This is a genomic window from Streptomyces triticirhizae (genome assembly GCF_003696235.1).
Taxonomy (GTDB): domain Bacteria; phylum Actinomycetota; class Actinomycetes; order Streptomycetales; family Streptomycetaceae; genus Streptomyces; species Streptomyces triticirhizae.
Window position 1 is genome coordinate 56,421 of the sequence record NZ_RFFJ01000008.1, and the last position, 13,661, is coordinate 70,081.

The 13,661-nt window shown below is 71.5% G+C and carries 11 protein-coding genes and 1 pseudogene; 8 read left to right on the forward strand and 4 right to left on the reverse strand.

From position 1 onward, the window contains the following. Window positions 1-24: 24 nt before the first annotated feature. The 3 genes from EBN88_RS03400 to EBN88_RS30390 form a co-directional block, all read right to left on the reverse strand. Window positions 25-2,805, reverse strand: a complete 2,781-nt coding sequence (locus EBN88_RS03400; protein WP_122182270.1) for a DUF1156 domain-containing protein — start codon at window positions 2,803-2,805, stop codon at window positions 25-27. Next, window positions 2,802-6,317, reverse strand: coding sequence for a helicase-related protein (locus tag EBN88_RS03405; protein ID WP_122182271.1), 3,516 nt, complete (start codon window positions 6,315-6,317; stop codon window positions 2,802-2,804). The genes EBN88_RS03400 and EBN88_RS03405 overlap by 4 nt, the downstream gene beginning before the upstream one ends. Window positions 6,318-6,545: 228 nt before the next feature. Beyond that, entirely contained in the window at window positions 6,546-6,713 is a 168-nt protein-coding gene (locus EBN88_RS30390; RefSeq protein ID WP_158621309.1) for a hypothetical protein, read from the reverse strand. A 148-nt stretch (window positions 6,714-6,861) separates the two neighbouring features. On the opposite strand from EBN88_RS30390, the pseudogene EBN88_RS32540 reads away from it, so the two are divergent. The 4 genes and pseudogenes from EBN88_RS32540 to EBN88_RS03420 form a co-directional block, all read left to right on the forward strand. After that, a pseudogene (locus tag EBN88_RS32540) lies at window positions 6,862-7,014 on the forward strand (rhamnogalacturonan lyase family protein); the annotation flags it as partial. Between the two features lie 89 nt (window positions 7,015-7,103). Continuing rightward, window positions 7,104-7,916, forward strand: coding sequence for a TVP38/TMEM64 family protein (locus EBN88_RS03410; RefSeq protein WP_147472632.1), 813 nt, complete (start codon window positions 7,104-7,106; stop codon window positions 7,914-7,916). A 26-nt stretch (window positions 7,917-7,942) separates the two neighbouring features. Further along, a complete protein-coding gene (locus EBN88_RS03415; RefSeq protein ID WP_122182273.1) occupies window positions 7,943-8,320 on the forward strand; it encodes a DUF2255 family protein in 378 nt (125 codons plus the stop codon). A gap of 189 nt (window positions 8,321-8,509) precedes the next feature. Next, window positions 8,510-9,526, forward strand: coding sequence for a right-handed parallel beta-helix repeat-containing protein (locus tag EBN88_RS03420; RefSeq protein ID WP_122182274.1), 1,017 nt, complete (start codon window positions 8,510-8,512; stop codon window positions 9,524-9,526). A gap of 69 nt (window positions 9,527-9,595) precedes the next feature. On the opposite strand, the gene EBN88_RS03425 is transcribed toward EBN88_RS03420, so the two are convergent. Beyond that, window positions 9,596-10,198, reverse strand: coding sequence for an NADPH-dependent FMN reductase (locus EBN88_RS03425; RefSeq protein ID WP_122182275.1), 603 nt, complete (start codon window positions 10,196-10,198; stop codon window positions 9,596-9,598). A 112-nt stretch (window positions 10,199-10,310) separates the two neighbouring features. Between EBN88_RS03425 and EBN88_RS03430 the strand changes: the two genes are divergently transcribed. From EBN88_RS03430 to EBN88_RS03445, 4 genes are all read left to right on the forward strand, one after another. Beyond that, complete coding sequence (locus tag EBN88_RS03430) at window positions 10,311-10,934, forward strand: TetR/AcrR family transcriptional regulator (protein ID WP_122182276.1); 624 nt, start codon at window positions 10,311-10,313, stop codon at window positions 10,932-10,934. Window positions 10,935-11,143: 209 nt separating this feature from the next. Further along, entirely contained in the window at window positions 11,144-11,836 is a 693-nt protein-coding gene (locus EBN88_RS03435; protein ID WP_122182277.1) for a HemK2/MTQ2 family protein methyltransferase, read from the forward strand. Between the two features lie 95 nt (window positions 11,837-11,931). Beyond that, a complete protein-coding gene (locus EBN88_RS03440; RefSeq protein WP_122182278.1) occupies window positions 11,932-12,162 on the forward strand; it encodes a CDGSH iron-sulfur domain-containing protein in 231 nt (76 codons plus the stop codon). Then, window positions 12,159-13,181: an iron-containing redox enzyme family protein gene (locus EBN88_RS03445; RefSeq protein WP_122182279.1), complete on the forward strand. Its 1,023-nt coding sequence runs from the start codon at window positions 12,159-12,161 to the stop codon at window positions 13,179-13,181. The genes EBN88_RS03440 and EBN88_RS03445 overlap by 4 nt, the downstream gene beginning before the upstream one ends. Window positions 13,182-13,661 lie beyond the last annotated feature (480 nt).

Genomic DNA, 13,661 nt, shown 5'->3' on the forward strand with positions numbered 1-13,661 from the left:
GGCCGTCGGATGTGGTGCGGTCGTTCAGAAGAGAGGCTGGTGCGTGGGCTTGCTCGGGCCGCGCTTCTCGGCCGTGCGGGCCTCTGTCTGGAGATCGGACCAGGCGCTGGCCAGGTTGTTGAACCGCTGCCCACTCTCCGACCAGCGGCGCCGGTCGCAGATGCTGTACAGCAGGTGGGCCAGGTCGCGGATGGTGTCCTCGTCGAACTCCCCGCGCCGCCGGATCCCGGCGAGCAGCTCACCGGCCGGCCCCAGGCCGGACCCGGAGCCCTTGCCCTCCAGCAGCCGGGACAGATGCATGGCCGCCTCCCACACGGAGATCCGCGTATCGGTCTCCGGATCGTACGACTCCGGCAGCTCGCCCGGGACGACGAGCCACACCTTGCTGTCCCCGGACCTGGTGATGTGGGCGTCCTGGAGCCCCTTGACCGACACGTTGTACGCCTTTGCCAAGGTCTCGGCTTCCCCGAAGGTGCCCTTTCCCCACTGGAACTGCTCGAACCAGCGGATCGCCCACCGGGTGCCCTGGTCGAACTCGCCTTCCTGTTCGTTCAGTACGTCGGCCAGCACGTCGTTGATGAGCCCGAGCGCGGTGCGTACGCGCATCGCTGAGCCGTCCGGCTCGGTGACCTTGGCATACCGGGAGAATACGGCGATGCCGGGGCCGATCGCGGACTGGGGGAGGTCGACGGGGGCGAGGTTGCCCTCCTGCAACTTCCTGAGCTTGTCCGGGAGTTCGCTACGAAGGGCGCGGAGGAAGCCACGGCGGTCGGTAGTGCTGGCAGTGATGTGGCGGGGGCGGCAGGCGAGGACTACGGAGGAGGCGAGCGCGTTGGTGCCGATGCTGATGGAACGGCCGGTACGCTCGGTACGGACCGGCCAGGTGGCTGTGACCGTCCAGCCGGCCTGGATCAGACCGTTCAACATGGTCTCCCAGCCGGTCGAGGCAATACCGCTCTCGTCGTCGGTCTCTGACTGCTTGAACGCGTAGTACACGACGAGCGGATAATCCGCGTGGTGCCCCGCACGCATGTGCGTGAACGTCTTGACGAACCCACGCTCGAAGTGGTCTTCGGCCTTCTCCCGGTTCCCATGCCGGTACGAGGAGGCAATGAGCTCGAGCTCCTTCGGGGTGAGGATCGTGCTCATGACCTCGGGGTAGATGCCGCCAAGCGAGCGGCGGAGCCAGACGTAGAAAAAGTCGGAGAGATCGGCGTAGCCGATGTTGTCGTAGTAGGGGGGATCGGTATTGATGACGTGTTTGTCATAGGTGCGAGTGGTGGCGTCGGCCTGAGCGACATGCCCCGGAACATCGGTCGTCGGCAGTACGTCCAGCACTCGTCCAGCGGTTGCAACCGAAACCTGCAGGTCACCAGCAGCGTTTGCGAACGGACTGACTTCCACGAAGTCCCATGCCATAGGGATGGCTTGGCGAGCAAAGAGGTTCCGAGCCTGGTCACGGCTGTTAGACCAAGTAACGATGGAGTTGTTTAGATCTGCTGTCCTGCTGAACGCCAGCCCCAGGTACAGCGCCACCGCCTTCGCATACTCAGCCGCTTCAGCCTCGCACATGTTGGCGTTCCCCGCATCCCGTTCGGCCTTCTCGCGGGCCTCGGCGACAAGGTCACTGAACGTGGTCAGTGCAAGCAACTGCCGGTTCGTGAACAGGTCGGCATGCTTCCGCATCCCGTACCCCTGAACCCGGAAGCCCAGCGCCTGCTCGGGCAACTCGGATTCCGGTACATCCACCGGCTGCAGCACATTTGCCGCCTCCACGTGCTCCGATGTAGGCGGCAGATACAGCCGTTGCCGTTTCCCTTCCGCGACCACCGCCATCATCACCGTGCCCATCCGCTTGGCCACGCCTTCGTCGCGGACGTACTTCAACGGAGCCCGGTCACCGCACACCAGGCACTCGGCGCCCTTGCCGTCCACCGTCCCCTCGCGCGGCTGTCCCTTGGGCCCGCCGATCGTGAAGGTCACCTTCCCATCCGCGATCTCGGGGACGACGTACGCGGGCCGGTCCCTCTTCTTGCTCAGCCAGAACGAGCGCACCAACGGCATCTCCACCCCACAGGCCGGGTTGGGACATGCCACCGTCCGCGCCCATAGCCAGGCGATGACTGTGGCCTTGCTGCCGTCTTCTAGCTTCGCCGTCGGGTAATGAGCGCCAATGCGGGCGTGCGCCTGCTCCCGCATCCACTGTCCGTACTGACGCACATCCTCGGCCAGCCCGCTCGCCCCAGGCCAGTCGTCGGTACGCAGCTCGGCGTTCGGGGAGACGGGCTTACGGCCCGCCCACCTCGGCGGAATCTCGATCAGCGCCTTGTTGATGATGACCGGCACGGGATTCAGGTCACTGGCATGCGCCTCAAGGCCGAGCCGATGCGCTTCCAGCGGAATCGTGCCGCCGCCGGCGAAGGGGTCGAGGACAGGAGGAACCGAACCGCCGTTGGACTCGGCGATCTTCTCGCGGACCTTGCGCATGATCCGTTCGTCGCGAGTGGCCTCCCAGGGGACCATCTCCTCGATGAGATCGAACAGCTCCTGTCGCGCGGCCTTCTGCTCCTCCTCGCTGGGGTACAGGTCCGGCCGGGCGGACGGATCGTCGACGAGCTGGGCGAACAGCATCGCGCGGGCGGCGGCCAAGGGACGCCGGGCCCACCACAGGTGGAGCGTGGACGGATGTCCATGGCGGATGGACTTCTCGCGCGCAGACTCCCGGTTGATCGCCTCCAGCGGGAGGGAGACCTCGATGAGCTTCGTGCGGCGCTCCGTGGCCGTCTCTTCGGTTGCACCGCTCACTGCGGGTTTTCTCCCTTGTTCCAGGCGTCCTGCCACGACAGCAGGAGGCCCTCGGTCTTCAGATCGCCGAAGTCGGTGTCGGCGAAGGCGTCGGTGAGATAGCGAACCTCGTCGTGTGTCGGGCCGTGCGGGCTGACTGAGACCAGGGCGAGACGGTGGTGTCCGCCCCGGTTCTTTGCGACGAGGACCTCGTTGCGGCTGACGTAGAAGTGCTCCGCGCCCTCCCTGCGGCCCTTGACCTCGATGTGCACGAGGTGACCGTCAATCGTAAGGGAGCGGATGTCGTAGCCAGGGTTGTTGTGCGCCATTTCCTCGGGGACGCGGCCCAAGTCGCGCTCGGCGCTGAGGACGGCGGCGACGGCGCGGTGGTCAGTCTCGTAGCTGTCGGCGGCGTGCAGGGCGTCAAGCGCGGCCTTCTCCGCCGGGGTCACAGTGGGGCCGATGTGCCGCGCGAGCCAGCCGACGGGGACAACGAGCGCGCAGCCAGCGACGACGGGTGGCCGGGCTTGGAGCGCCTGGTCCTTGTCGAGCGCGGCGAGGCGCTGCTCGCGGCGCCGTTCGAGGTCCTCGGCCCAGGCACGGGCGGTCTCGGGGCGGTGGCGGACCTTCTTGCCCTCGGCAAGGTCGAGTTCGAGTTTCCCGGCCTGGGCGTACCAGAAGCTGATCTCTTGGCGGAGGCGCTGCTCTACCTGGGCGCGCGTGCGGTCGATAATGGGCAGGAGGCGTTCCCGCGTCCGGTTCAGGTGCTGGGGTACCGCCTCGCGCACTGCCCAGTCCATCGCGCGGGCAGGGCCGCCGTCCCGCAGCCAGTCCTCCTTGAGTAGGACCGCCATCGCCTCGGCCTCCCGGGGAGTGGGCGGGCGGTAGTCGAGGTAAGGGGCGGGTCCGGCGTCGTGGGCCGTGCCGTCCGGGTGGAGTTCGACGAAGGCGAAGGAGCGGTCAACCGAGCGACGGTGCCCGTCGACGACATCCTGGACCAGCGCGGACAGCAGCCGAGGGCGGGTGCCTGCGCCGGAGGCATCGACGAGGACCGTGCCCCGGGTGAGCAGGTCGCCGTGGCAACGGATTGTCTCTTCCAGCACGGCCTCGAAGAGAGGATGCCCGGGGGCGATCAGGTCGGCACGAGCGGCGCCAGGCACCGTAACGCGCTCGCTGTCGAAGCACACCCGCTCATACCGGCGCTGCACAACCCCGCCGAGGCCCCGCCCGAAGCGGCCCGCGTCACGCAGTACGGCCGGGATGTGGGTGATCTCGTACCGGCCGCTCTCCCGGGCCCTGAGGTGGCCGCCCAGGCGGGCGAAGGCGTCGCGGAAGAAGGCCCGTACGTAGTGCGGGTGCAGTCGCTTGGCCTGGGCCTCCTCCATCCGTAGCCTTACCGCCTGGACGTCTTCCAGACCCATCACATGGGCGTCGAGTGCCAGGCCCTTGATCAGGTCGACGGCGCGTTCACCCACCCGGGCGTCGATGACTTGATCAAGCCGGCTCTTGACCTCGGGTTGGTCGCCGTAACGGATGGCCTGGAGAAGGAGGCCACGCAGTGGTTCGCCTTCGAACAGCTCGCCCAGGACGTTGTAGACCTTGCCCTCGTAGGCCTTCGACTGCTGTTCGATCTTGTCGAGGAGCCGTTGGAAGACCTGGCCCTCGCGGGTGTCGGCGGCGACCAGGTTCCACAGGTGGCAGACCTCGGTCTGGCCGATGCGGTGGATGCGGCCAAAGCGCTGCTCGATGCGGTTCGGGTTCCACGGCAGGTCGTAGTTGACCATGAGGTGGGCGCGCTGCAGGTTCAGGCCCTCGCCGGCGGCGTCGGTGGCGATGAGGACGCGGACCTCGGGGTCCTGGTTGAAGGCGTCGCGGACGTCACGGCGGTGTGGGCGCGGAGTGCCACCATGGATGGCGACGACCGCCTCCGCGCGGCCTATCAGGTTCCTGATACGGCGGCACAGGTAGTCGAGGGTGTCGCGGTGCTCGGTGAAGACGATCAGCTTGCGCGGCACACCCTGCTCGTCCCGCATCAGTGGATCGTCCTCCAGCAGCCCCGACAGCTCCCGCCACTTGCGGTCGTCGCCGGAGGCCAAGACCCGTCCCGCCAGACCTTCCAGCTCGTGTAGAGCGGCGATCTCCAGCTCCAGCTCCTGGAGTGTGCGGGCTGCGGTCGCGGCGTCGACTACCTGCTCCTCCAGCTCCTCCAACTCACCGCCGGTCAGGTCGTCCAGCTCGTCGTCGGCCGGCACAGACGGGATGGAAGCGGTGCCGGCGGGGGGCAGCGGACGATCCGACAGCATCTCCTGGCGCCGGGCCTCCAGTCGCAGCCGCCGACGCTCCAAGGAACGGTGGATCGCCGCCGGACTGGAGGCGAGGCGGCGCTGGAGGATGGTGAGCGCGAAACCGACTTGGTTGCCGCGCCGCCCGTCCAGCCGCTCCGCCCGGTTCATCTCCCGGCGGACATACTCCGTGACCTGTTCGTACAGCTGCTGTTCGGCGGGCGAGAGGTCGTAGGGCACGGTGTAGGCACGACGCTCGGGGAAGAGCCTGCGGCCGTCGAAGGTGAGCAGGTCCTCCTTGATCATGCGGCGCATCAGCCCGGAGACGTCGTGCCGGTGGATGCCAGCCCGGAACCGGCCGCTGAAGCGGTCACTGTCCAGCAGGGTCATAAACAGCTGGAAGTCCTCCTCCTTGCCCGCGTGAGGGGTGGCGGTCATCAGTAGTAGGTGTCGGGTGAGCCGGCCGAGGAGACGGCCGAGCTCGTAGCGCTTGGTGGTCTTCAGCTCCGTACCGAAGTAGCTGGCGCTCATTCGGTGCGCCTCGTCGACGACGACCAGGTCCCAGCCGCTCTCCCCGAGTAGCCGCTTCAGGTCGTCGGAGCGGGCCAGCCCGTCCATACGCGCGATAAGTCGCGGGTGCCGGTCGAAGACGTTGCCGTCGATCGTTGTGTCGATCAGCTGTCGGGTGAGCAGGGCGAAGTCGAGGCCGAACTTTTCCAGCAGCTCGTCCTGCCACTGCTCGACCAGCCCACCCGGCGCGACGATCAGGCAGCGCTCCAAGTCACCGCGCAATGCCAGCTCCTTGATGTAGAGCCCGGCCATGATTGTCTTGCCGGCGCCCGGGTCGTCGGCGAGGAGGAAACGCAGCGGGGTGCGCGGCAGCAGCTCGTTGTAGACGGCCTGGATCTGATGGGGCAGCGGGTCGAGAAGGCTGGTGGACACGGCGAGCATGGCGTCACCGCGTGCCGCCATGCGGATGCGCAGCGCTTCCGCCGCCAGCCGGAACAGCCCGGGGTCAGCGTCGAAGCCACCGACCGCCGTCCCTGAGGCCACCTCGGCCAGCCGGTCGGCATCGTCCTCGTAGAGGATCCTCTCCTCCACGGTGCCGTCAGGGCGGCGGTACGTCACCTGCGCCGCTGTCGGCCCGAACATCCGCACCGCGACAACCGTGACGTCACTTTCGGTGACGATGCCTGACACGGTACGGCCTGCGGCTAGATCGCCGAGGCGAAACTTGCGCTGCTCAGGCATCTTTACTGTCCCCTTGGTCCCGCCGGTGAAGGTGTCCCACTCTTCGACATCGATGATGCCGTACCGAAAGAGAGGGGCTCAGGGCATTCACGGAGTGACAGGTGCATCAGACGGGGGACCGTCTACATGCGATCACTGCCGCCCGGGAGGCCGAGGGCCTGCCCGACGCACCAGCCCGACACGGCCGAAGTGCTTCCGCGCTGACGCCGCCCACAGAGCGCTGGACGGTCAGCTGACGGGCTTCTTCTTGCGGCCGCTCCTGGGCTTGGCGTACGTCTTCTTCCAGGTCTTCAGGTGCCGACAGTCGCCCCAGCTGCCGAAGCGTGCCTGGAGGATGTACTCCAGACGGGAGCCCTTGAGCCACGAGGCGTCAGGGTGGCCAACGCCGCGGTCCACAGCAGGTGCCCCGGCGCCGCGAGTTTCATGACCCGTATCCGGGGCGGGATGATGTAACGCCTGGTCAGCGGTATGCCGACGGTGCCGATCGGTGGGTTCAGGACGAAAACGCTCTGTCAGTCGAAGGCGAATCTAGCGGCACACCGACTACGCGGCGCTGCGGATCTACGCCACCGGGACGCCGACCGATCCGACGTTGCACACGCTGGCTCACGACGCCCAGTACCGCGTCGCCCTGGCATGGCAGAACACCGCCTACCACCAGCCGCCCCACCTGAGTCACCTCCTCGGGCAGAGCATGAACCGGCCACCGGGCGGACCGGGACTCGACAGGGGCGTCGGCCCGCCCCGCGCGGGATGTGGGGGCGGCGCGCGGGGCATCATGGCGGGGTGCGGGGGAGACGGTGGGCGCGTGCGGTGGTCGGGCCGTGGGGGCGGCTGGCGGTGTTGGCGTCGCTGCTCGGCGGGCTGGCGGCGGCCGGGTTGGCCGTGGGGCCGAGGGAGCTGGTGGCGGACGCGTCCCGCCCGTGGGCCTGGCCGGTGTTCCTGCTGCTGTACGCGCTGGGGACGGTGGCGTTCTTGCCCAAGCCGGCGCTCAGCGCCGCCGCCGGGGCGCTCTTCGGGCTCGGCCACGGGCTGTTGCTCACCACGCTTGGCACGGTGGCCGGCGCGCTGCTCGGCTTCGCCGCCGGGCGGCTGCTCGGCCGGGAGGCGCTGCTTCCGCTGCTGCGTTCCCGGCCCGTCGCCGGGCTCGAACGGCGGCTGTCCGAGCGGGCGTTCGGCAGCGTGCTGCTGGCGCGGCTGGTGCCGGCGGTCCCGTTCGCCGTGGTGAACCTGGGCTCGGGCGTCTCCCGGATGGGCTGGGCGCCGTTCGCCGCCGCGACGGCGCTGGGGACGGTCCCCGGGAACGCGGCCTGGGTGCTGGCCGGCGCGTGGGCGGCCACGCCATCGGCCGCCTGGCTCTGGCTGCCGGCGGCCTGCTGCGGCCTGCTGCTGGGCGGGGCGGCCCTGGTGCGGCGCGGACGTGCGTCCGGCGGCGAACGTGTGTTCGGCGGCGGGCCCCGTCGTTGGTCCGGCCGTTGGCCTGGTGGTTCGGCCGGCCGTTCACCCATGCGAAGGGGGGTGCGCCGACCGGCCGTTCAGGTCGGCCCGGCGGCGGTCGATGCCTCGGGTGCGGAGCCGCGACGCGAACGCGCGGCCTGAGACGAACACCGAGGCGAGGAGCACCCATGGCGACCTGGAGCAACGAGGAACTCGACACCATCGGCGGCGCCGACGAACTGGAGATCGTGCCGCTGCGCGAGGACGGCACCGAGCACGGGCCGATCACCATCTGGGTGGTGCGCCACGGCGACGGGCTGTATGTCCGCTCCGCGCGGGGACGGGAGGGCCGGTGGTTCAACGCGGCGCGGGAGCGGCACGAGGGGCGGGTCCAGGCCGGGGGGCTCGACCGCGAGGTGACGTTCGTCGAACTGGGCGACGACGGGCTCAACGACGCGATCGACGAGGCCTACCGCAGCAAGTACCGGCGGTATGGCGCGCAGTATGTGGACCCGATCGTGGGCTCGGGGGCCAGGGCGGCGACGCTGAGCGTGCTGCCCCGCTGAACGGTTGGCTGGTCGAGGCCCCCGGCCAGGTCAGGCCCGGGGGGCCGGCGCTCTTGACGGCCCAGCCCGGGGCCCATACGTTCCCGGCCTGGAGTGAAGTCCACGGAACCGCACGGGAGTTGGGCCCGCGTTGACGTCGGCGCCCGCGCGGTGCCGGGGACGCCCCCCACCTCTCCGAGGAGCCCCGTCATGCGATCCATCCCGCCGCGGCCGGCCGCCGCGCTGCTCGCCGCCCTCGGCGGCCTGACCGCCCTCGCCGCCACGGCCGGTGCCGCCGCCACGGCCGGTGCCGCCCCTGCGGGAGCGGAGGAGCGGGCCGCCGGGCCTGCGGCCGTCGTCGAGGTCGGCACGGCCGACGAGTTGGAGGAGGCCCTGGCCGCCGCTGCCCCCGGCGACACGATCTCGCTGGCCGACGGCGAGTACCGGGGCAACTTCGACACGACCCGCAGCGGTTCGGCGAGCGAACCGATCACCCTCGTCGGCTCCCGGGACGCGGTGCTCACCGCGGGCGGCGGGTACGGGCTGCACCTGGACGGCGCCTCGCACTGGCGGCTGAGCGGTTTCACCGTCACCGGCGGCCAGAAGGGCATCGTGATGGACGCGGCCGACGACGTGCACATCGACGACGTTCTGGTCCACACCCTCACGATGGAGGCCGTTCACTGGCGGAACTCCAGCTCCGACGGCTCGATCACCAACTCCACCATCCGGGACACCGGCCTCGACGGGCGCGGCATGGGCGAGGGCGTCTACGTCGGCAGCGCCGGAGGGACCGACGACCGCAGCGACAACATCCTGATCCAGGGCAACACCCTCGGCCCCGGCATCGGCGGCGAGAACATCGACGTCAAGGAGGGCACCACCGGTACCCGGATCATCGACAACACCTTCGACGGCAGCGGTCTGACCGGGGCCAACTACGACGACTCCTGGGTGGACATCAAGGGCAACGACGTGCTGGTCGAGGGCAACAGCGGGACGCGCACCACCAACGACGGATTCCAGACCCACCAGGTGCAGGACGGCTGGGGCTGCGGCACGGTCTTCCGCGCCAACCACGCCGATCTCACGGGTGCCACCGGGCCTGACCAGTACGCGATCAACGTCACCCACCACGACCCCGACGCCTGCCCGGTCACCGTCGCCGCCGACAACACGGTCGAGGGCGGCAACGGGTTGACCAACCCGGGCATCCCCGTCGGCTGAGGAGCCGGGCATCCCCGTCGGCCGAGCGGGTCGTCGAGCCGACGGGGCGGCGGGGGCGGCGGCGTTTGTTCAGGCGTCGGCCGGCTCCTCGGGCGCGGCGCCCGTCTCGCGGAGCCTGGCCTGGGCCAGCACCTCGTCGACCGTGGCCAACAGTTCCTTCTCGCGGGAGGGCCCGGGCGCGAACTCCTTCATCTCCTTGAAGTCCTCGGAGAGCACCAGCCGCGTCCCCGAGGGAACGACGGTCATCTCGAACTGCGACAGCAGCGTGGTCAGGGAGGCCGCCGACCTGGCCCCGCCCTGGATGCCGTAGGAGATCAGGCCGGCCGTCTTGCCGCGCCACTCGGCGTACAGGAAGTCGATCGCGTTCTTCAGGACCCCGGGGAAGTTCCCGTTGTACTCCGGGGTGACGAAGAGGAACGCGTCGAACGGGGCGATCCGCTCCGCCCAGCGCCGGGTGTGCGGCTTGGTGTACTGCCCGGTCATGGCCGGCAGCGGCTCGTCGAGGAAGGGGAGGTCGTGGTCGGCTATGTCCACGATCTCGAACGTCGCCCCCTCGCGGGTCGCGGCGATGCCCCGGGCCCACTCGGCGACGGTGGCGGCCTTGCGGCCGGGGCGCGTGGTGCCGACGATGATGCCGACACGGATCTGGGCGGGGGCTGGGGATGAGGCCATGACGGAACTGCCTTCCGTAGGGCGGGTGTTGGTCGTCGTGGTTGCGGTGAGCGATTTCGATTGACAGTCTGTATTTCGTAATACGCACTGTCAAGGGAACTAGGTTGGCTCCATGCCTCCCCGCAAGTACGAGCAACGGCTCCGCGCCGAGGGCGCCCGGGCGACCCGTCGGCGCATCATCGACGCGGTCTACGAGGAGCTGCGCAGGGCGCCGGACCGACCGGTCAGCATCGACCGGATCGCCCAGGCCGCCGGGGTGGCCCGGCCCACCGTCTACCTGGTCTTCGGCAGCCGCGCCGGGCTCTTCGACGCGGTGGGCGCCGACCTGCTGCGCAGCGGAGGGCTCTTCGAGCGGATGATCGACGCGGCCGGGCACCCCGACGCGCGCGAGGGGCTGCGCGGCGGGGTCGGCGGGGTGGTCGCCATGTACGCGGCCCATCGCGACGTGCTGCGCGCGCTCTCCTCGATGGCGCGGCTCGACGCCGAGGCGGTGGGCGGCGCGGTGCGGCGGATGGAGGAGGGGCGCGCGGGCGGCATGGCCGAACTGGCCCGGCGGCTGGGCGAACAGGGGCTGCTGCGCGCGGACACCGACGTACAACAGGCCACCGACCTGCTGTGGCTGCTGACCGCCTTCGACAGCTTCGACCTGCTGTACACGGGCCGGGGCGCGACGGTGGAACGCGTCGCCGCGACGTTGGTGGCGACGGCCGAACGCGCGCTGTGCGCCGCGGCGTGAGGCGGCGCGTGCGGCAGGGGCGGGGGGCTTGAGGCGGGGGCGGGGCGCGTGACGCGGGGGTGGGGCGCTTGAGACGGGGGCGCGCGCCCCTGACCTCGGGTGGCTCCGTTCGGGGGAGGCGCGGCGCGGAGCGGTGTGGCCCGGCGCGCGGGGGGTACTCGGCCGCGCGGTCTCGGGGCCGGTGTGGGGGTGTGTGGAGGTGTGGTCGGTTGGCTGCTTCGTTGGCTTCTTCCCCGCTGGCGCCCGCGCTTGGCCGGGTCGTGGTGGTGCCCGGGGTGTACGCGCCCCAGTCGGACACGTTGATGCTGGCCTCCGCGCTGCGGCGCGAGGGGCTTGTTCCCGGGATGGACGTGCTGGAGGTGTGCGCCGGCAGCGGCGCGCTGGCGGTGCTCGCGGCGCGGCTCGGCGCGACGGCGACGGCCGTGGACGTCGGGCGGCGCGCGGTGTTGAGCGCCCGGATCAACGCGCTGTTGGCGCGGCGGCGGGTCACCGTTCGCCGGGGCGACCTGTTCGCCGCCGTTCCCGACCGTTCCTACGACGTGGTGTTCTGCAACCCGCCCTACGTTCCCGCGCCCGGCGAGTCGCCGCCGCGCCGGGGCGCGGCCCGGGCGTGGGACGCCGGCAGGGACGGGCGCGCCGTGGTGGACCGGATCTGCGCCGAGGCGCCGGGGCGGCTGCGCCCGCACGGGGTGCTGCTGATGGTGCACTCGGGGCTGTGCGCGGCCGAGGAGACCCTGCTCCGGCTGGAGCGGGCCGGGCTGCGGGCCGAGGTGGTGGATCGGGCGCGGATACCGTTCGGTCCTGTGCTGCGCGGGCGGCTGCCCTGGCTGCGGCGGCACGGCCTGGTCCAACCCGGCGAGGACACCGAGGAGTTGGTGGTGATTCGCGGGGAGAAGCGGTGACCGCCGAACGCCCGGCGCGGGGCGTGCCGGAACGTCCGGGGCGAGGTGTGGCGGAGCGCCCGGGGCGAGGTGCGGCCGAACGCCCGGGTTGGGGCGTGGCCGAACGTCCGCGCCGGGTGGTGGCCGAACGGGACGGGCCGCTGCTGGTGGAGGGTCCGGTCGAGGTGGTGTTGGACGACGGGCGGGTGGTGTGCGGCGACCGCTTCCTGGTGGCGCTCTGCACCTGTCGCCGCAGCCGCCGTTTCCCGTGGTGCGACACCAGCCACCGCCGCCGCGCCCGCGCGGACGGCCCGGCCGCCGACGCCGCCCCCGAGGGGGAACGGTGAGTCGGGGGCCCGAGCTGCCCGAGGCCAGGGGCGAGGTGTCGGCCGGGGTGATCGAGGCCCTGTCCGCCGGCCGTTCGGGCGCCTGGCCGGCGCCCGAGGCCGTGGCCCGGGCCGAACCGCTCGGCGAGGACCTCCAGTTGGCGCTCTACCTCCTCTACGAGCTGCACTACCGGGGCTTCTCCGGCGTCCCGGAGGAGCGGGAGTGGGACCCGGCCGCGCTCGGGCTGCGGGTCGCGGCCGAGGAACGGTTCCTCGCCGCGCTCCGCGCCGGCGTCGCCGGCGGCGACCGGGTGGAACGGGCGCTGGACGCGCTGCTGGTCGAGCCGGCCGGCGACGACCCGGCCAGCGTCAGCCACTTCCTCGCGCGGCACGGTGAACTGTGGCAGCTGCGCGAGTACGCGGCGGTGCGTTCCGTCTACCACCTCAAGGAGGCCGACCCGCACGCCTGGGTGCTGCCGAGGCTCACCGGGCGGGCGAAGGCCGCGATGGTCGCGATCGAGTTCGACGAGTTCGGCGCCGGCCGCGCCGAGCGGGCGCACGCCCGGCTCTTCGCCGAGCTGATGACCGACCTCGACCTGGACGCCGACTACGGCCGCCAGCTGGACGCGGCGCCCGGGGCGGCGCTGGCGACCGTCAACCTGATGTCGCTGTTCGGGCTGCGCCGCGCGCTGCGCGGGGCGCTGGTCGGCCACTTCGCCGCCGTGGAGATCACCTCGTCGCCGGGGTCGCGGCGGCTGGCCGACGCGCTGCGCCGGGTCGGGGCGGGGCCGGCCGCCGAGCGGTTCTACGAGGAGCACGTGGAGGCCGACGCCGTTCACGAGCAGTTGGTGCGGCGCGAGGTGGTCGCCGGACTGCTGGCGGACGAACCGGAGTTGGCGGCCGACGTGGTCTTCGGGATCGACGCGACGGGCCTGGTCGAGGACGCGCTGGCCCGCCACCTGCTGGGTGCCTGGCGCGCCGGCCAAACCGCGCTCCGCCGCCCTCCGTCGCCCTCACGGGCGCCGGAGGCGGTGGCGTAGGGGCCGCCGGCCCCGGCAGGGCGGGGAACCGGGCCCAGGTGGCCTGACCCGGTCCCCCACCCCGGCCGGGGCCGGGGCACGCTCCCCGAGTGCAACGTGAGACGGCCTACGGCGACCGTTCGCCCCGCGCTCCGCACCGTGTGAGCGGCCCGGAGAACGCCCGGGCAGGTCCTGGGCCAGGGCGAGAACCGCCGGAAGCCGGGCCGGTTGGCTCCGCCGGGCCGTTCGAGCGCCGGGGGCCCGAACCTGCCCGGGCCCGGGGCCGGCAGGCTCGTTCGGCCAGATCCGCCGGGGCCCGGCCGGGCCGGCGAGGTCCGTTCGACCGGGTCTGCCCGACCCCGTCCGGACCTGCCGGCTGAGGCAGCCACCACGCCCACCGGCCCCCAAGCCCGCCCCGGCCCAAGGCCCCAGGGCCCGCCCGGGCCGCAGGCCCGGCGCCCCAGCCCGGGCCAACCCCGCCGCCTCCGCCCGGGCCGCAGG